The organism is Streptomyces sp. NPDC058864 (assembly GCF_042742985.1).
GTDB lineage: Bacteria > Actinomycetota > Actinomycetes > Streptomycetales > Streptomycetaceae > Actinacidiphila.
The window spans coordinates 146,886-165,598 of record NZ_JBHYMQ010000002.1 but is presented as its reverse complement, the minus strand read 5'-3'; the positions used below and the strand labels follow the sequence as shown (position 1 = coordinate 165,598).

15 protein-coding genes are annotated in these 18,713 nt (G+C 72.9%); 7 read left to right on the top strand and 8 right to left on the bottom strand.

The genetic code is table 11. The features are described from left to right. Positions 1-74 precede the first annotated feature (74 nt). The 3 genes from ACFW3D_RS02395 to ACFW3D_RS02385 are packed head-to-tail and all read left to right on the top strand — an operon-like array spanning position 75 to position 1,779. Positions 75-605 carry a sigma-70 family RNA polymerase sigma factor gene (locus tag ACFW3D_RS02395; RefSeq protein ID WP_500500418.1) on the top strand — a complete coding sequence of 177 codons (531 nt, stop codon included), beginning with the start codon at positions 75-77 and terminating at the stop codon, positions 603-605. Positions 606-607: 2 nt separating this feature from the next. Continuing rightward, entirely contained in the window at positions 608-1,300 is a 693-nt protein-coding gene (locus ACFW3D_RS02390; RefSeq protein WP_500500417.1) for a hypothetical protein, read from the top strand. A 14-nt stretch (positions 1,301-1,314) separates the two neighbouring features. Beyond that, a complete protein-coding gene (locus ACFW3D_RS02385; RefSeq protein ID WP_500500415.1) occupies positions 1,315-1,779 on the top strand; it encodes a hypothetical protein in 465 nt (154 codons plus the stop codon). Between the two features lie 61 nt (positions 1,780-1,840). On the opposite strand, the gene ACFW3D_RS02380 is transcribed toward ACFW3D_RS02385, so the two are convergent. After that, entirely contained in the window at positions 1,841-5,146 is a 3,306-nt protein-coding gene (locus ACFW3D_RS02380) for a S8 family serine peptidase (protein WP_500500413.1), read from the bottom strand. Positions 5,147-5,558: 412 nt separating this feature from the next. Between ACFW3D_RS02380 and ACFW3D_RS02375 the strand changes: the two genes are divergently transcribed. Then, positions 5,559-7,301, top strand: a complete 1,743-nt coding sequence (locus ACFW3D_RS02375) for a TIGR03767 family metallophosphoesterase (protein WP_500500411.1) — start codon at positions 5,559-5,561, stop codon at positions 7,299-7,301. A gap of 9 nt (positions 7,302-7,310) precedes the next feature. Here ACFW3D_RS02375 and ACFW3D_RS02370 read toward each other — a convergent pair whose 3' ends face one another. Together ACFW3D_RS02370 and pepN are read right to left on the bottom strand one after the other, a co-directional pair. Then, positions 7,311-8,285 (bottom strand): hypothetical protein, encoded by a 975-nt coding sequence (locus ACFW3D_RS02370; protein WP_500500409.1) that lies wholly within the window; start codon positions 8,283-8,285, stop codon positions 7,311-7,313. A 245-nt stretch (positions 8,286-8,530) separates the two neighbouring features. Next, positions 8,531-11,110, bottom strand: a complete 2,580-nt coding sequence (gene pepN, locus ACFW3D_RS02365; RefSeq protein WP_500500407.1) for an aminopeptidase N — start codon at positions 11,108-11,110, stop codon at positions 8,531-8,533. 165 nt (positions 11,111-11,275) lie between these two features. Between pepN and ACFW3D_RS02360 the strand changes: the two genes are divergently transcribed. Continuing rightward, the gene (locus ACFW3D_RS02360; RefSeq protein WP_500500405.1) at positions 11,276-11,917 is read left to right on the top strand and encodes a mycothiol-dependent nitroreductase Rv2466c family protein; all 642 of its coding nucleotides are present in this window, start codon (positions 11,276-11,278) and stop codon (positions 11,915-11,917) included. 15 nt (positions 11,918-11,932) lie between these two features. On the opposite strand, the gene ACFW3D_RS02355 is transcribed toward ACFW3D_RS02360, so the two are convergent. The 3 genes from ACFW3D_RS02355 to ACFW3D_RS02345 are packed head-to-tail and all read right to left on the bottom strand — an operon-like array spanning position 11,933 to position 13,617. Then, a complete protein-coding gene (locus tag ACFW3D_RS02355) occupies positions 11,933-12,358 on the bottom strand; it encodes an HAD family hydrolase (protein WP_500500404.1) in 426 nt (141 codons plus the stop codon). Then, positions 12,313-12,633, bottom strand: a complete 321-nt coding sequence (locus ACFW3D_RS02350; RefSeq protein ID WP_500500402.1) for a hypothetical protein — start codon at positions 12,631-12,633, stop codon at positions 12,313-12,315. Before ACFW3D_RS02350 ends, ACFW3D_RS02355 begins: the two co-directional genes overlap by 46 nt. 54 nt (positions 12,634-12,687) lie before the next feature. Next, on the bottom strand, positions 12,688-13,617 hold the full coding sequence (locus ACFW3D_RS02345; protein ID WP_500500400.1) for a carbohydrate kinase family protein: 930 nt from the start codon (positions 13,615-13,617) through the stop codon (positions 12,688-12,690). Positions 13,618-13,880: 263 nt separating this feature from the next. Here ACFW3D_RS02345 and ACFW3D_RS02340 point away from each other — a divergent pair, with 263 nt between their 5' ends. Continuing rightward, positions 13,881-14,474, top strand: coding sequence for a biotin transporter BioY (locus ACFW3D_RS02340; protein ID WP_500500398.1), 594 nt, complete (start codon positions 13,881-13,883; stop codon positions 14,472-14,474). A gap of 66 nt (positions 14,475-14,540) precedes the next feature. Here ACFW3D_RS02340 and ACFW3D_RS02335 read toward each other — a convergent pair whose 3' ends face one another. Next, on the bottom strand, positions 14,541-15,287 hold the full coding sequence (locus ACFW3D_RS02335; RefSeq protein WP_500500396.1) for a hypothetical protein: 747 nt from the start codon (positions 15,285-15,287) through the stop codon (positions 14,541-14,543). A 178-nt stretch (positions 15,288-15,465) separates the two neighbouring features. On the opposite strand from ACFW3D_RS02335, the gene ACFW3D_RS02330 reads away from it, so the two are divergent. After that, complete coding sequence (locus tag ACFW3D_RS02330) at positions 15,466-17,190, top strand: serine/threonine-protein kinase (protein ID WP_500500394.1); 1,725 nt, start codon at positions 15,466-15,468, stop codon at positions 17,188-17,190. On the opposite strand, the gene ACFW3D_RS02325 is transcribed toward ACFW3D_RS02330, so the two are convergent. After that, on the bottom strand, positions 17,154-18,617 hold the full coding sequence (locus tag ACFW3D_RS02325; protein WP_500500392.1) for an amino acid permease: 1,464 nt from the start codon (positions 18,615-18,617) through the stop codon (positions 17,154-17,156). The genes ACFW3D_RS02330 and ACFW3D_RS02325 overlap by 37 nt on opposite strands. Positions 18,618-18,713: the final 96 nt, after the last annotated feature.

Genomic DNA, 18,713 nt, shown 5'->3' with positions numbered 1-18,713 from the left:
GCCCTGGAGCCGAAGCGGGGTGAACGTTTTCCCCCGCTGCCGCGTCATAGGGGAAACCGCGGAAGGGGAGGGGCGTGGCGCTGCTGAGACGGAGGTCCCGGCCGGGGGACGGGGACGACCCCCTCGCGCCGGAGCACCTCGATCGGGTACGGGCCGTGCTGGCGCTCGGCGGGGTGCCCGCGGGGGACCTGCAGGACGGGGTGCAGCAGGTGCGGCTGAAGCTGCTGGAGCACCGGGCGGGCGGCCGCGAGCCGCTTCGGGACCCGGGGGCGTGGGCGGCCGTCGCCGCCTCGAACGTGGCGATGGACTGGCACCGTTCGCGACGCCGGCAGGAGCGGCTCGGCGAACGGCTCGCGGCCCTCACGCCCCGGCACGAGGCCCGGCACGGCGGGGGAGAGGCGCATGTGCTGGCCCTGGCGGTCGCCGACGGGCTGCAGGAACTCCCGCCCCTGCAGCGGCAGGTGCTGACGCTGCGCTTCTACGCCGACCTGCCGGTGGCCGGGATCGCCACGGCGCTCGGCGTCCCGGAGGGCACGGTCAAGAGCCGGCTGCACGCCGCCGTCCGCGCGCTGCGCGGCCGGCTGCACACCAAGGAGGTGGTGTGACGATGAGCGGGAACGAGCACGAGGCGGCCGAGGCGCATGAGGCGGACGAGGCGCTGTCGGCCGCCCTCGCGGACGTGCCGCCGGCGGCGTCCGACGGGAGCGAGGCGCATCGGGCGTACGCCGCCGCACGTGCCGACGTCGACCTGCTGCGCACCCAGGTGCGGCTGATCGGCGACGCCCTCGCCGCGCCGTCCGCCCCGCCGGTGGGGCGCCGCCCCCGCGGGCGCCGGGCGCTCGCGTGGTGCCTGGCCTCGGTCGTGGCGGGCGTGGTGGGGGCCGGCGGGGTCGTCCTGGCACGGAACGCCGCCCTGGGCGACGGCTCGGCGACGGGCGACGCGAAGCCCACGGCGGAGGGGATCGTCGCCTGCGCGAGCGACATCGCCGAGGGCACCGTGCGCGAGGTGACGCCCGCCGGCGGGCCCGGGGACCTGCGCGTGGTGATGGACGTCGACCGCCGCCTCAAGCCCGCCGGCGGCGGCCCCCTGCTGACGTTCACGATCCACGTCGACGACGACCACGACGACGTGGCCCCGCCCCCCGGACCCGGCTCCCGTGTCCTGGTGATGGTCTCCGTGCTTCCCGGTGAGCCGGTGCACCTGTACGAGGGCGCCGCGGACATCGCCTCCGCCCGCGCCTGGTTGGAGAAGGCACTCCCGGCCTCCCGGGGCCTGCCGTGCGAGAGCGACACCTCATGAGGGGAGCACAGGACATGGGACGCGGGACGGGACCGGCCCTCGCGGTCGCGGCGCTGCTCGTGCTCGCCGCGCTTTCCGGCTGCGCGGCCGGCACCGGCGGGGCCGACGTGGGATCGGTCCGCCAGACCGACGCGGAAGTGCTGGCCTGCACCGAACTCGTCGCCGAGGGGACGGTGCTGCGGGTGACGCCCACGGAGGGTCCGGACCGGGTGTCGGTGCGGATGGAGGTGGACCGCTACCTCAAGGGGGAGCGCGAGGACCGCCGGCTGACCTTCCCCGTCGACCGTGACGAGGAGGGGGATCCCGAACTGGCCGTGGGGAGCCGGCTGCTCGTCCGCGTCATGCTGCGGCCCAGGGGCTACACCTTCGTCCACCAGGGCGAGGACATCGCCCTTGCGCGGGAGTGGGTGCGGCGGGCGCTGCCCCGTTCGCGCGAGCTGCGCTGCGGGGAGCAGGAGTACGAGTGGCGGCAGAGCTGAAGGGGCGGGCGCTCCGGGGAGCGCCCGCCCCTTCAGGCGGTGATCAGGCCGTGGCCGCGGGTCAGCCCGCGTTGACCTTGTCGATCAGGACGCTGCCGGTGCCGGCGGCGGTGCCGTCGGCGTTGAGCAGCTGCACCTCGCCGAAGAACTGACGTCCCTCGGGAGCCGGGGCCGCGACCAGGACGTTCGCCGCGACGTTCGCGGAGGCGCCGTTGGCCAGCGGCACGGTCGCCGCCTCGTCCACGGCGACCGAGCCCAGCGTCGCCGAGTAGAAGACGTCGCGGTAGTCGTACTCGGTGGTGCCGGCCGGGACCGAGTAGCCGTCCACCTGGATGGTGTACGTGCCGGCCGCCGGGTTGGCGATGCTCACGGCCTCCTCCGAGTCGCCGTCCGCGGCCTGGGCGACCTGCACACCGTTGAGGAACACGGTCAGGTCGAGGTCGGCGGAGGTGTCGGAGGTGCTGCCGATGGCGACGTCCAGGCGGGACGCGCCCGCGGGGACGACGACCGTGCTGGTGACGCTGTCACCGTCGGCGATCGTCTTGCGCGAGGCCGCGGCGGAGCCGAGCGCGCCGCCCTTCAGCTTGCCCTGGACCGGGGCGTAGCCGTTGGTGACCTTCCACGAGACCGGGGCGGCGGTGCCGACCGTGGCCTCCTCGACGGTCTGGACCTCGGGGTCGAAGGAGACGCCGAGCGCGGTCGCGGTCAGGTTGTACGGGTTGTTCAGCACCGGCGAGGTACGGCGCGCCTCGACCTCGATCTCCCACACGCCCGGGATCGGGTCGGCGTAGGAGCGCAGGTCGGGACGGCAGCCGTTGGTGGTGGTGTAGTTCGGGTAGCAGAACGTCGTCGTGGTCGGGTCCGCCGGGACGCCCCACGGGGTGATCGCGATGAAGCGGGTCTGGCTGCCGGTGGCCAGGCCGCCCATCTTGATCTCGAGCGTCTTGGCGCCCTCGGGGACGGTCACGAAGTAGGACTTGGTGCCGTTGCGCTGCACCGAGCCCGCGGCCTTGACCGCGAACGACGGCTTGGCCTGCGGGGCGGCGACGACCACGGTGTTGAGGATCTGCTGGTCGGTGCCGCGCGTCGCCGGGTCGTCGACCGTCAGGATCGCGCTGTGCAGGCCGGTCGAGCCGGGCTTGGCCTTGACGCGCACGGTCACCGGCTTGTTCAGCGGCAGCCACACGTTGTCGTAGTCGGCGAAGCGGAACGTGCCGTCGTTGTTCACCCACTCCAGGTCGTGCCGGACGGACCGGTTCGGACCGGTGGTGCGGGTGATGGTGACGTCGTACGTCTTGGTCTGACCGGCCTTCAGACCGCCCTCGCGGTCGTAGATGCCGGTGCCGTAGCCCGGGGTCGCCAGGAACTGCGAAAGGGCCGTGGAGACCGGGGCCTTGACCGTGTAGCTGTTGGCGGTGGCACCGGCCCTGATCAGGTGCCAGGCGTCCACGATGTCGATCAGCCCGGAGCCCTGGGCGTACGCCGGGACGTCCTTGATCTTGTGCGCCGTGCTGGTCAGCGCGGTGCGCAGGCCGGCCGGGCTCAGCGGGATGCGGGCCTGCTTGGCCGCGGACAGCAGCAGCGCGGAGGCGCCGGCCGCCTGCGGCGAGGCCATCGAGGTGCCCTGCAGCATGGCGTAGCCGGGGGGCAGGCTGTAGCCGGCCTCGGCGACCGGGCCGCCGGGCTCCCAGGTCGGGATGGTGTTGATGGAGGCACCGGGCGCGGAGATGAGCGGCGCGAAGCCGCCGTCCTCACGCGGACCCCGCGAGGAGAACGGCATCATGTCGTACGCCTTGGTCACCTGCGAGCCGTAGTTGGCCGCCCAGGTCTCCTTGGAGACGGTCGCACCGACGCTCAGGACCTTGTCGGCGAGGCCGGGGTCGCCGATGGTGTTGGCACCGGGGCCGCTGTTGCCGGCCGAGATGACCAGCTGCACGCCGTAGTCGTCGATGAGGCGGGTGTACAGCGCCGCGCGGGCGTTGTTGCCGTCGTTCAGCGCCGGGAGGCCGCCGATGGACATGTTGACGATGTCCACACCGCGGTTGACCACGAGGTCGATCATGCCCTCGGTCAGCGCCACGTTGGTGCAGCCGCCGGTCCAGGTGCAGGCGCGCGACGAGACGATCTTCGCGCCCGGCGCGGCGCCGTTCATCTTGCCGCCGAACAGGCTGTTGGCGGCGGTGATGCCCGCCACGTGGGTGCCGTGCTCGGACTCGATGACGCCGATGTTGACGAAGTCGGCCTTCTTGCCGACCCAGGTGCCGCCGTACGGGTCCGTGGGGACGTCCTTGCGGACCTGCACCACGAAGGGGATCCGCTCGGAGATGGCGGTGGCGGGGTTGTCGGTGCCGAAGTAGCCGATCTGGAAGCCGTCCTTGTACGGCTTCATCTCGGTGTCGTCGGCGAAGTTCCCGTTGTCGTTCAGGTCGACGCGGACGGTGCCCTTGGCCGGGTCGTACAGGACGCCCCAGTAGTCGGTGGTGTCACCGTCGCGGTTGAGGTCACCGGCCATGTCGCCACCGGTGGTGGCGGATTCGAAGAAGACCGTGACCTGCTGCGTCGCGTCGAGCGCGGACCAGATGCGGCCCTGGTAGGAGACGCTCGGGCCGTTGGTCATGCGGCGCCAGGTGGCGTCGCCGTCGGTGATCGGGTCGGTGGCGGTGACCCAGTCGACGATCTTGCGCTCGCCGGTGGTGGTCTTCTGCAGCGCCGGGTGGCCGAGGTCGACGCCCGAGTCGAGGATGCCGATGGTGACGCCGCGGCCGTCGGCCTTCGGGTTGTCCTTGACGAAGTCCACCGCGCCGGTCTCGAACGCCGGCTGGTAGGGGTTCTTTGCCGGGGTCTTCGCGTCGGGACCCGGGTACGTGGTGGAGCCGTGCCCGTGCCCGTGGCCCTTCGAGGAGCCCGTGCCGCCGTCGGCCGACGGGGACGGGTCGTCGAGGACGATCTCCTGCTTGAGGTCGATCGCCTGCACCGACGAGAGCTTCTGCGCCGCCGCGATCGCCGCGTCCGCCTTGCCGGTGGGGACCGTGGCGCGGACGTAGCCGAGGTTGTCGTAGGTCTTGTCCACCGATGCGCCCTTGAGCGCGTCGAGCTCGTCCGAGACCTGCTCGGTGGAGCCCTTCTTGGTGGCGATCATGAGGGTGACGTTCTTGTCGCCGCCGGCCTTGGCCTCGGCGAGCAGTTCGGCGTCGGCCGCTCCGAGCTTGTCGGCCGCGGTCTTCACCGCCGCGTCCGCCGGGTCGCCGGTCGTGTCGGCGAAAGCGGTGGAGGCGGAGATTCCGGTCGTCGTCAGCGCGGCTACCAGGCCCGCCGCGAGCGCGACCCGGACCACGCGTCTCTTCCCGCGTATGTGATCGAGAGACATGGGCATCCTGTTCAAGATTTGGGCGCCAGTTGACCGACACATTGCGCCATCTGCGGGGTTGTTGGGGAGTGCCGTAGATGGCGTAAGACCGACATGACGCGAATACGTCAAGACGTCGGGGCCTCCGGCGGGGCGCGAAGCATGTCGAACCGGTCCATTGCGTCCGTCCGCCCGGTGCTCGGGCGGCTCCCGACGACCCGCGCCGCCGCGGCAGTTGGTGAACACCTGATGAGCGTCGGGTCACCTGGGGACCGGCCGCCGGTGACCTGCGGGAGGACTGCTGATCCAAGTCCGCAGATGGGTGCCGGACGTTCCGCTTCCGTTGCACCGCAGGCCATCCCGGGTGCGAACGATCCGGTGAGGAGCGGCACCGCAGTGCCGCCGCAGCCACCGTCCACCGGGGGAACCCGCCATGCCTGGTCCCGTGCCCGCTGCCGCCCTCAGCCGCCGCAACGTCCTGATCGCCTCGGGTGTGACCGCCCTCGGTGCGGGGCTCGGTTTCGCGCTCGTCCCCGGTTCGGGCGACGCGACGGCCGCGCCACCGCTCACGGAACCGGCCACCGGACCCGCGTCCGGCCCTCCGGCCGCCCCCGTCGCGCACGCCGCGGCGCAGCCCTACACCGCGGGCACCACCCTGCACTCCGTCGCGGCACCGCGCGGCAGGGGAGGCTACCGCCGGCTGGGCGACGGCCCCGGCTGGAAGCGGGTCACCCGTACCGAACTGGCCGCCGCCAAGAGCGGCCGCGCCGGGCGCCGCACGACCCTGTCCTGCTTCGCGCAGTTCACCGACCTGCACCTCACGGACGTGCAGAACCCGCAGCGCTACGAGTTCCTGCGCTCCGCCACCTCCGCCGGCTGGCGTCCGCACGAGGCGCTCACCAACGCCGGTGCCGTCTCCCTGGTCGAACGGGTGAACGCCCTGCGGAACGGCCCCGCCACGGGCACGCCCATCGGTTTCGTCATGACCACCGGCGACAACACCGACAACAACTCGCGGATCGAACTGGACTGGTTCCTCGCGGTGATGAGCGGCGGCCGCTTCACCCCCGACTCAGGCGACCCCGGCCACTACGAGGGCGTGCAGGACTCCGGACTGAAGGGCTACTGGCAGCCCGGCGCCGCGCTGCGCGACGTCGACAAGGCGGCCGGCTACCCCCGCCTGCCCGGCTTCCTCGCCGCCGCGGTCCGCGAGCTCAGCAGCCCCGGCCTGAACGTCCCGTGGTACTCCACCATCGGCAACCACGACCAGCTGTACGGCGGTTCGTTCGCCGCGGCCTCCTCCTTCTTCCACGACCTCGCGCTCGGCTCCGCCAAGTTGTTCTGGCTGCCCCCGGCCGAGGCGGCGGCCGTCAACGACTTCCTGCGCAAGGGCCCCGACCCCCAGGGCACCCGCTTCCGCCAGGCATGGGACCGCCACCGGCGCAGCGCGCGCACGGTCACCCCCGACGAGCGCAGGGCACCGGTCAGCCCGCGCGAGTACATCGCCGCCCACCTGGACCCGGCGCACGCCGGGGCCGGTCCCGTGGGCCACGGCTACACGACGGCCGAACTCGACTCCGGCCGGCTCCACTACGCGTTCCGGATCTCCGACGGCGTGCTCGGCATCAGCCTCGACACCACCGACCGGGGCGGCGACTACCGCGGCTCCCTCGGCACGGGCCAGCTGAACTGGCTGGACCGGACGCTCACGGCGCACGCCGACGACACGGTGCTGGTCTTCAGCCACCACCCCAGCTGGTCGATGACCAACCTGGTCCCGGACCCCGCACGCCCCGGCGAGCGGCGGCACGGCGGCGACGAGGTGCTCGCGCTGCTCGGACGGCACCGCAACGTGGCCGCCTGGATCAACGGGCACAGCCACAAGAACAAGATCGTCCCGCACGGCACCTTCTGGGAGGTCTCCACCGCCTCCCACGTCGACTACCCGCAGCTGGCCCGGATCATCGAGCTGACCGACAACCACGACGGCACGCTCTCGCTGCTCTGCACGCTCGTGGAGTCCGCGGCCCCCTACCGCACCGACTTCTCCGACCTGTCGCAGACCGGACTCGCCGCGCTCTACCGCGAGCTCGCGTTCAACGCGCCGGGCTCCAGCACGACGCTCTCCGGCGAGCCGGGCGACCGCAACGTGGAACTGCTGCTGAAGAAGCGCTGACCGCCCGGCTCACCGCGGCAGCACCACCACCCACGACGCCGGGTTGCGGTCGGCCGCGGCCATCAGGGCCGTACGGACGACGGTGGCCTGCTGCTCCAGGGACTCGCGGAGCTTGCGCGGCGTGATGTGCACGACCGAGATGCCGAGCCGCTCCAGGTGCTCGCGCTTGCGGGCGTACTCGGCCCACAGGGCGTCGTCCTCCTGCCGGGGCACGCGCGCGTCGAGCTCCACCGCGACCGCGTGCTCCGGCCAGTACGCGTCCACGCCGCCCAGGTGCGGGCCGCCCGGCAGCCGCAGGTCCACGTTCCACAGCGGGTCGGGAAGCCCGAAGCAGCGCACCATCGTGTACAGCCGGCTCTCGGCGATCGCGCGGCCCTCGGCCACCAGCGCGTCCACCGCCTCCACCACGTGCGGCCGGGACAGCAGACGGGCCCGGCTCAGCTCCGCGACCAGTGCCGTCGCCTCGCAGTGGCCGCCGCGCACCGCCTCGGTCAGCACCTGGCCCACCGCCCGGGCGTCGTCCAGCTCCTCCACCGCGTCCGCCAGCGCCCGGGGCAGCGGCGCGCACGGCACGCCCTGCACCTCCCGCGGCCGCGGCAGCACGGGGGTGCGGACCAGTCCCACGTCGCCCACGGCGCGCAGCCGGCGCTGCCGGGTCACCAGCAGGTCGATCCGGTCCAGGCCGACCAGCGGCGGCACCGAGGAGAAGCGGTGCAGGGCGAGCGCCGCGAGCCCCGTGACCATCGCCTCGCGGCCCGCGTAGAGCAGCGCCGCCCGGAGCCGCTCGTCGCCGGTGGGCCGGCCGCGGTGCAGGACGTACACCCGCGGCAGCACCTCCTGCCAGGGGCCGCCGGGGCGGCAGCGCTCGGCCAGCGTCTCCGGCGTGACGCCGTGCTCCCGCAGCTGGCGCGCCGACAGCACGGTCGGCCGGGTGCGGGAGAGGTGGTCGAGGGGGCGGGGGCTGAGGGGGATGTTGTGGTTCATGGCGGGTGGATTCCCGCATCCCTCAGGGAGCCTAACGGCTGTTACCGTACCGTCGACAAATGCGGACATCACCGCACTAAAGTTCAGACGTTCGGTTGCCGAGCGTGATTTTTCACCCATCCGGCTGACCGACCTTGGCCCACCTGCTGCCCAGCCCGGTGATGCTGCCGCACCACCGGGCCGGGCGGTACCCCGTGTACGCCATTGGGGTGACCGGTCACCTGTTCCCATCCGGGAGGGAGGTGTCAGACGGCCCCCGCCGCAGCGTCCCGCTCCTGCGCCCGCAGCGCCCGCGCGAGGTCGTCACGGCACTCGGCGACCAGGCGGCGCAGCGCCGGCGGCGAGTCCGCGTGCCCGGCGAGCCATGCGTCGGCGGCGTCGAGCGTGGCGGCCCGGTCCTGGTGGTGCGGGAACAGCCCGCGGACCACGGCCATGCCGATCTCGATCGAGCGCTCCTTCCAGATCCGCTCGATCACGTCGAAGTAGCGGTCCGCGTACGGGGCGAGCAGCTCGCGCTGGCCGGCCTGGTCGAAGCCCGCGATGGTGGCCTCGACGAGCGCGTTGGACAGCGTGTCGGACTCCACGACCGTCGACCAGCACTGCTCCTTGACGGCCGCGGAGGGACGCGCCGCCAGGCAGCGCACCTGGTGCCGCTTGCCGGAGGCGGTGTCGTCCCGGGCGAGCTCGGCCGCGACGGCCGCCTCGTCGGCCGCGCCGCCGGCTGCCAGCGCCTCCAGGAAGGTCCAGCGCAGCTCCTGGTCCACGTCGAGCCCGTCGATCTTCTCGGTGCCCTCGAGCAGCCCGCGCACCATGTCCGTACCGGCGTCCCCGGAGGCCACGGCCGCGTGGAAGCGGGCCCAGGCCAGCTGGTGGCCGCTGCCCGGGGCCGCCGCGCGCAGCTCGCGCAGCGCGCCGTCCGCCAGCTCCCGCGCGCCCTGCTCGCGCCAGGCGGGCGCCGCGTAGTCGTTCAGGGCCGTACGGGCCTGCATGTGCAGCCCCTGCAGGACACCGATGTCGGTCTCGGCGCCGGCGAAGCGCAGCACCAGGCCGAGGTAGTCACGGGCGGGCATCAGGCCGTCGCGGGTCATGTTCCACACCGCGGACCAGGTCAGGGCACGGGCCATGGGGTCGGTGAGCGAGCCCAGGTGCTCCCGGACGGTGGTCAGGGACTCCTCGTCGAAGCGGATCTTGCAGTAGGTCAGGTCGTCGTCGTTGACCAGCACCAGGTCGGGCCGCTCCGCCCCGGCCAGCTCGCCCACCACCGTGCGCGGGCCCGCGACGTCGGCCTCGACGCGCGCGTAGCGCTCCACCGTGCCCTCCGCGGTACGCCGGTAGAGGCCCACCGCGACCCGGTGCGGGCGCAGCTCGGGGTGCGAGGGCGCGGCCTCCTGCACCACGGCCAGTTCGGCGATCCGCCCGTCGGCGCCGTACGACACCTGCGGGGTCAGCGAGTTGACGCCCGCGGTCTGCAGCCAGGACCGCGACCAGCCCGCCATGTCGCGCCCCGAGGTGTCCGCCAGCACCGACAGCAGGTCGCCCAGCTCGGTGTTGCCGTAGGCGTGCCGCTGGAAGTAGCGGCGCGCGCCCTCCAGGAAGGCGTCCCGGCCGACGTAGGCGACCAGCTGCTTGAGGACGCTGGCGCCCTTGGCGTAGGTGATGCCGTCGAAGTTGAGCTTGGCGTCCTCCAGGTCGCGGATGTCGGCCGTGACCGGGTGGGTGGAGGGCAGCTGGTCGGCGCGGTAGGCCCAGGCCTTGCGGCGGTTGGCGAAGGTGATCCAGCCCTCCTTGTAGCGGGTGGCCTCCACCAGCGAGAACGCGCCCATGAAGTCGGCGAAGGACTCCTTCAGCCACAGGTCGTCCCACCACCGCATGGTGACCAGGTCGCCGAACCACATGTGCGCCATCTCGTGCAGGATGACGTTCGCCCGGCCCTCGTAGGACGCCTGGGTGACCTTGCCGCGGAAGACGTACTCCTCGCGGAAGGTGACCAGCCCCGGGTTCTCCATCGCGCCGATGTTGTACTCGGGCACGAAGGCCTGGTCGTACTTCCCGAAGGGGTACGGGTAGCCGAAGTGGTCGTGGAAGAAGTCCAGGCCCTGCTTGGTGACGGTGAAGATCTCGTCGGCGTCGAAGTAGCGGGCCAGGCCCCTGCGGCACAGCGCGCCCAGCGGGATCTCCAGCTCGGAGCCGTCCGGCAGCGCGCGCCGGTAGGTGTCGTGGACCATGTGGTACGGCCCGGCCACGACCGCCGTGATGTACGTGGAGATCGGCCGGGTCGGCGCGAAGTGCCGCGTCTCGCCGCCGTCGGAGACCTCGGCCACACGCTCGTTGGCCAGCACCACCCAGGACTCGGGCGCGGTGACGGAGAAGGTGAACGGCGCCTTCAGGTCGGGCTGCTCGAAGTCGGCGAAGACCCGGCGGGCGTCGGCCGGTTCGTACTGGGTGTAGAGGTAGACCTCGCCGTCCTCGGGGTCGGTGAAGCGGTGCATGCCCTCGCCGGTGCGGCTGTAGGCGCACTGCGCGTCCACCACCAGGACGTTCTCGGCGGCCAGCCCGTCGAGCGTGATCCGCGTCCCGTCGAAGACCTCCGCGGGGTCCAGCTCGCGGCCGTTGAGCGTCACCGACGTGACGGAGGGGGCGAGCAGGTCCGCGAAGCTGGACGCGCCGGGCTCGGTGCAGCGGAACCTGATCGTGGTCACGGACCGGAACGTCCGCTCCCCCGGGCGCAGCGCCGACCGGAGGTCGAGGGCCACCTCGTAACCGTCCACGGCCAGTAGCCGTGCCCGTTCGCGGGCCTCGTCACGCGTGAGGTTCTCACCGGGCACGGGGTCTCCATCCTTCGCACGCCGTCGTGGGGCAGGTCTGTCTTGTGGACGCCACGCATCTTCGCACGTCGGCCCTGACGGCGGAGCACGGGAATGGCGACGGCGACGGGGGTGTTGCGCCCTGGGAAACGGCGTGTCACTGCGCCATGCCCGGAGGAGAGAAACGTGACCGAGACCACATCCACCCCCACCCCGGTGGACTTCTACTTCGACCCCGCCTGTCCCTGGGCGTGGATGACCTCCCGCTGGATGCTGGAGGTGGAGAAGGTGCGCCCCGTCGAGGTGCGGTGGCACGTGATGAGCCTCGCGGTGCTCAACGAGAACCGCGAAGAGCTTCCCGAGGAGTACCGGGAGTTCCTGACCACGGCCTGGGGCCCGGTCCGCGTCTGCATCGCCGCCGAGCAGAAGTACGGCAACAAGGTGCTCGGCCCCCTGTACAACGCCCTGGGCACCCGCATCCACAACCAGGGCCTGGGCCACAAGGACCACGACGTCATCGTCGCCGCCCTGGAGGAGGCGGGCCTGCCCGCCGACCTCGCCGACTTCGCCCGCAGCGACGCCTACGACACGGAGCTGCGCGCCTCCCACCACGAGGGCATCTCCAAGGTCGGCCAGGACGTCGGCACCCCGGTCATCGCGGTCCCCGGCGCCGACGGCGAGCAGATCGCCTTCTTCGGCCCGGTCGTCACCCCGGCCCCCAAGGGCGAGGCCGCGGCCCGCCTGTGGGACGGCACCCTGCTCGTCGCGTCGACGCCCGGCTTCTACGAGATCAAGCGGACCCGCACCCAGGGCCCGGTCTTCGACTGAGCCCTGCCGGTCCGGTCAGAAGTGCCGGAGCAGTTCGGGGAAGGCCGCCAGCCGCAGCACCCGCTCGTCGGCCGGGTCCAGCTCGGACTGCTCCAGCACCCAGGTGTTCTCGTTGGGGATGAACACCGCGCTCATCCCGGCCTCGCGCGCGGGCAGGATGTCCGACTTCGGGGAGTTCCCGATCATCCAGCTCCTGCCCGGCGCGAAGCCGTACTCCGCCAGCAGCGCGGTGTAGGTGCCCGCGGCCTTCTCGGGCACGATGTGCACCCCGCGGAAGCGGTCCGCCAGCCCCGAGGCCGCCACCTTGCGCGCCTGCTCCTCCTCGTCGCCCTTGGTGAGCAGCAGCAGCTCGTGGCGGGTGCCCAGCTCGTCCAGCGTGCTCGCCACGCCGGGCATCAGCTCCACCCGGTGCTCCACGAAGGCCACCGCCAGCTCGTCCACCCGCCGCAGCTCGGCCTGCGTGACGGGCCGCTCCCGGACCGCTCCAGGAGCTCGCCGAGGCTGCGCAGGAAGACCTTGCTGCCGTAGCCGTGGACGACCGCGTTCGCCGCCTCGATCTCGTTGAGCAGCGCCCTGATCTGCGTGCGGTCCAGGACGGGATGGTCCACCCAGTCCAGGAAGTCCTCTATCACCCGCTCGAAGACCACGTTGTTCTCCCACAACGTGTCGTCCGCGTCGAAGACCAGTACCTGCCCCGTCAGCCGTGCCTCGTCCATCCCGCGAGGGTAACCAGAGCCCGCGCCCGCCGGCCGCGCATTTTCCCCGTGGCGCTACGCGTGCCGCGCGGCCAGCGCCGCGTCCAGCTCCGCGCGCGACGGCGGATCGGCGCCCACCCGCGTGCAGTTGAGCGCCGCGGCCGTGACGCAGCGCTCCAGCACGGTGGCGAGGGCGTCCCGCGAGGCGGGGACGCCGGCACCGGCGATCGCGTCGAGCAGCGCCGCCTGGAAGGCGTCGCCCGCGCCGATGGTGTCGACGACGCCGACCTCGGGCGCGGCCACCCGTACGAGGTCGTCCCCGCTCACCGCGAAGGCGCCCTCCGCGCCCAGCGTGACGACCGCGAGCCCGGGCCCCTCGGCGAGCAGCGCCCGCGCCGCCTCCTCGGGGGCGAGCCGCGGGAAGAGCCAGGCGAGGTCCGCGTCGCTGGCCTTGACCACGTCGGTGACGGCGGCCAGCCGCAGGCACGCCCGGCGGTAGGCGAGCCGGTCGGGCTGGACGGCGGGCCGCACGTTGAGGTCGGCGACGACGGTGCGCCCCGCAACGGCGTGCAGCTCGCGGCAGAGCTCCAGCACCCGCGTCGCACCCGGTTCGACCACCGCGGCGAGCGAACCGGTGTGCAGCACCTCGGTGTCCGCGGGCAGCGGCAGCCGCTCCGGGTCCCACGCGGCCAGGAAGTCGTACGAGGCGGAGCCGTCCCGGTCCAGGTAGGCCATCGCCAGCGTGGTGCGCCCGGCGGGACTCGTGGCGCGCACCACCTCGACCCCGGTGGACTCCAGGTGCGCCCGCACCAGTTCTCCGGGCGGGTCGTCGCCCCACGTGGTGACCAGGGTGGTGGGCCGCCCCAGCCGGTGCAGGCCGACCGCGACGTTGGCCGGACTGCCGCCGGGCACCGGTGTGACCTGCCGCTCCCCGGAACGCCACAGCAGGTCGACGAGGACCTCGCCGACGACGCCGACGCGGGAGGGGGAGGACGGAGCGCTCATGCGGGCAGCATAGGAGGCCGCCGTACGGGCGCCGGAGCCGTGTCGCGGCCGGCCCGCGGCGCGGCGCCGGCGCCCCTCCGGCGGTCATTGGAGAAACCCCACTAAGGCCCGGGTGACGAAGCTCACGCCCGGTGCGGCTTCCTTGTAGGAAGGCGACCAATGCTGTGATCAGGCCTTTGTGATCGGCGGACGATGATCGGTGAGGGCGGGGCGGGTTAACGTCACGATGTCCCGAACCGACCCTCACCCCGCGGAGTCACCCGATGGCCAGCGCAGTTCCCGCCGCTTCCGCCGTACGGACCCACCCGGTCCTCGCCGATCTCATCCCCGCCTCGCGGCTGCGCGACGTGGCGCTCGTGACCGGCGGTGCCGTACTGACCGGCCTGGCCGCGCAGTTGTCGGTGCCGGTTCCCGGGTCGCCGGTGCCCGTGACGGGCCAGACCTTCGCCGCGCTGCTGGTCGGTACCGCCCTCGGCGCGCGCCGCGGCTTCCTGGCGCTGGCGCTGTACGCGGTGGCCGGCGTGGCCGGGGTGCCGTGGTTCGCGGAGGGGTCGTCCGGCGCCGCGGCGCCGAGCTTCGGCTACATCCTCGGCATGGCACTGGCGTCCGCGCTCGTGGGCGCGCTGGCCCGCCGGGGTGCCGACCGCAGCGTGTGGCGGATGGCCGGCGTCATGGTGGCCGGCAGCGCCGTCACCTACGCCGTGGGCGTCCCCTACCTGGCGCTGGCCGCGCACCTGACCGCCGGCCAGGCCGTGGCGCTGGGCCTGACCCCCTACCTCATCGGCGACGCGCTGAAGGCCGTACTCGCCATGGGCGCGCTGCCCGCCGCCTGGAAGCTGGTCGGCTGGCGCGACTGACCGGCCACGACGTACGACGCACCCGGGTGGGGGCGGGGCACAGGCCCCGCCCCCACCCGTTCCGCGTCAGTGCCGTGGCGCCGGCCCGCGCCGGGTCAGCCACAGCCCCGTTCCGCCGGCGGCCAGCAGCAGACCCCCGCCCAGCAGCAGGACGGCCGTGCGGCCGGGGGCGCCGGTGTCCGGCAGGGTGCCGGGCGCGGAGGGAGCGGCGCTCGCGGAGGTGTCGGGGCCGAAGGGCACGTTGTCGGTGCCCAGCAGCAGCGGGGTGTCGGGGGCGTTAGGCGTGGGCTTGCCGGTGCCGAACGGGACCGGTCCCTGCTGCCACAGCAGGGTGCCGGTGTCGCCGAGCATCACGGGCAGGCAGATCTTGCCCTTGCTCTGGAGGTCGTAGGTCGCGGAAACGGTGTAGGTCCTGCTCTTTCCCGCCGCCAGTTTTCCGACGGCGCAGCTGAATCCGCTGTTGGAACCGTCCGGGAGCTTCCCTTCCGGAATCGGGTCGCAGCCCTTCACCGAGGTCACGCCGAGGGCGTCGAAACCGACCACCAGAAGCCGCAGCTCCGGGGACTCCGCGTCGCCCTTGTTGACCACCCGGGCCGTGATCGAGGTCTTCTCGGTCTTGTTGTCGACGGAGATCCTGGTCGGCAGTTCGGTGCTCACCTTCACCCCGGCCGGGGCGCTCGGTCCCGGCGTGCCCCCCTGGCCGCTGCCCGGTACGGGCTCGGCGCCGTACACGGGTCCGGCGAACGCCAGCGCCAGCACCGCGGCCGCCGCGGCCGATTTCCGAACATGAATTCGCCGATTGAAAAGGCGCATTGCTCTTCCCCCTTCTGCACCGCATCAGCGGTATCTGAAGAGGTACCACAAGATTCCGGGCAACTATGCTGTGATGGTGGCAAGTTCATACTTCTGTCCCGGTCCCCGCGTGAATTGCGGGCCGCCGGACAGGAATTGAGGGGCATGGGGAATCATTCCCGCAGTGGGGGGTCCGGGCATGGTGGGAAATGCGGGTGGCGAGGTGCGGGGCCGGCTGGTGGCCGGCCGCTACCGGCTGGGGGAGCCGATCGGCCAGGGCGGCATGGGCCGCGTCTGGCGGGCGGTGGACGAGGTGCTGGACCGGCAGGTCGCGGTCAAGGAGATGCGCCTGGACGACACGGAGGCCGAGGGCGCGCGGGTCCGGCGCGAACGCAGTCTGCGGGAGGCGCGCGCCACGGCCCGGATCGACCACCCGAACGTGGTCCGGATCTACGACGTGGCCCAGGAGGCCGACCGGCTCTGGATCGTGATGGAGCTGGTCGACTGCCGCTCCCTGGAACAGGTGCTCGTCCAGGACGGCCCGGTGGACCTGGCCGAGACCGTGCGGATCGGGACCGGGCTGGCCCGCGCGTTGCGGGAGGTGCACGCGGTCGGCGTGCTGCACCGTGACATCAAGCCCGGCAACGTGCTGATCGACACCCGGGGCAGGGTCGTCCTCACCGACTTCGGCATCGCGGCGATCCAGGACGCCACCGCGCTGACCGTGGCCGGGATGCTGGTCGGCTCGCCCGACTACATGGCCCCCGAACGCGTTGAGGGCCGCCGGCAGGGACCGCCCTCGGACCTGTGGTCCCTGGGCGCGACGCTCTGTGCCGCCCTGGAGGGAGGTTCCCCGTTCTCCCGGGCCACCACCTTGGCCACGCTGCACGCGGTGCTCTACGAGGAGCCCTCGCTGCCCGCCGGCTCCGGGCTCCTGCACGGCACCCTGGCGGCCCTGCTGCGCAAGGACCCCGCCGAGCGGATGACCCTGGACGGCCTGGACGAGGCGCTGGCCGCCCTCGGCGCGCCCCCGGGCGGTCCGACCGTCGTCACCCGCCGGACGCCGCCGCCCCCGGAGGAGGGGCGCACCCCGACGCTCGCCGTCCGAAGCGCCGCCCCGGTGCCGGACGCCGGACCGGACGGGGCCTCCGAGCCGGAGGACGCCGTCCCGCCGGGCTGGGAGCGCCGTACCCCGGCACCATCCGCGCCCGCGACGGAGCCGGACCCGGCGACGGGGACCGCGCCCGCACCGGACCCCGCACCCGCGCCCGCACCGGACCCCGCGCCCCAGCCCCCACCCGGGCCCGCCGCCCCGGCCCCCTCGCGGGTCCGCCGGGCGGCCCTGCTGACCGCCGCGGGAGCGGCCGCCGCGGCCGTCGCCGTCACCGTCGTCCTGCTCACCGCGCCACGCACCGGCCACCGCGAGGGTCCCGTCGTCGCGGGTACCAGCCGCCCCCCGTCCAGCGGGGCCGGCTCACCCGCCGCCCCGTCCACCGGCGCACCCGCCCCCGGGGAACGCAACGAGACCGGCTTCGCCTGGGTACCGCCGCAGGGCTGGACGCGCAGTGCCAAGAGCCCGTCCAACGTCCACTACCACTCCCCTGACGGACAGCAGGAGATCGCCGCCTCGTACGCACTCGCACGGGGCGGCGATCTCCTGGAGCAGTGGCGCGCCTTCGAGGCCGGTTCCCACGACGTGCCCGGCTACCGCAGGACCCGGCTGGAGCGGACGTCGTTCCGCGGTCGTCCCGCCGTGGTCTGGGAGTACTCCTTCACCCAGGCCGGCGCGCCCTGGAAGGCACGGCAGCTCGGCTTCACCGAGGGGGGCAAGTCGTACCAGCTGAACGTCTGGTACGCGGCTTCGGCCCGGTCCGCCGCGCCGGCCGTCTACGACCGGGTGGCGGAGTCCTTCCGGCCCTTGTGAAGCAGCTGGCGCACCACCGCGACGGCGACCACGCCCAGCCCCACCAGCACCGAGACGACCACCTGGTCCCGGCCGCCGCCGTCGGCGGTGTCGGTGAGCATGTAGCCGAGCACGAACACGATCATCGCGATCGTCGCCCAGGTCAGGTACGGGTACAGCCACATCCGCACCCGCAGCCGCTCCGGGGCCTCCGCCAGGATGATCCTCCGCATGCGCAGCTGCGAGAAGCAGATCACCAGCCACACGAACAGCGCGATCGCACCGGAGGCGTTGAGCAGGAAGAGGAAGACCGTGTCGGGGTAGCGGTAGTTGAAGAAGACCGCGACGAAGCCGAAGACGACCGAGCCCAGGATCGCCGCCTGCGGCACACCGCGCCCGGTGGTGCGGGCGAACGCCTTCGGCGCGTCACCGCGCCGGCCCAGCGAGAAGGCCATGCGCGAGGCCGTGTACAGGCCGGAGTTGAGGCAGGACAGCACCGCCGTGAGCACGATCACGTTCATGATCTGGCCGGCGTGCGCGATGCCGATCGAGTTCAGCGCGGCGACGTACGAGCCGTCCTTCGCGATCGACGGGTCGTTCCACGGCAGCAACGCCACCACGATGAAGATCGAGCCCAGGTAGAAGACGCCGATCCGCCAGATCACGCTGTTGGTGGCCCTGGTGACCGCGCGCTCGGGGTCGGCGGACTCGCCGGCGGCCAGCGTGACGATCTCGCTGCCCATGAAGGAGAACACGACCAGCAGCACACCGGTGAGGATCTTGCCGGGGCCGTTGGGGAGGAACCCGCCGTGCGCGGTCAGATTGGCCAGCCCCGCGGCGTCGTTGTGGCTGCCGGGCAGCACGCCGAGCACCGCCAGCGCGCCGAGCACGATGAAGCCGGCGATCGCCACGACCTTGATCCCGGCGAACCAGAACTCGAACTCGCCGTAGGAGGCCACCGAGGCCAGGTTGGTCGCGGTGAGCACGACCATCACGATCAGCGCCCAGCCCCACTGCGGGACGGCCGGGACCCAGCCCTCCAGGATCTTGGCCCCGGCGGTCGCCTCGACCGCCAGCACCACGACCCAGAAGAACCAGTACAGCCAGCCGATGGAGAAGCCGGCCCAGCGGCCCAGCGCACGGTCGGCGTATGCGGAGAAGGAGCCGGAGGTGGGGTTGGCGGCGGCCATCTCGCCCAGCATGCGCATGACGAAGACGACCATGACGCCCACGAGGGCGTACGACACGAGGATGCCGGGACCGGCGGCCGCGATGCCGGAGGCGGAGCCGACGAAGAGGCCGGCGCCGATCACACCGCCGATCGCGATCATCGACAGGTGACGGTTCTTGAGCCCGGCCTTCAGGCCGGAGCCGTCCTGCTGCTCCGTCGCGGCCTCGTGGGCCGGAGCGGTGGAGCCGGCCAGTGGGGTGGGGGGACGTGTACTCATGGGGTGGCATGAAACACGGCCCGGCGCGAGCAGGGAACCTTTGATTCCGTTTTGTTGTCCTACCCTCAGCGCACGCTCAAATCCCCCTCACGGAAC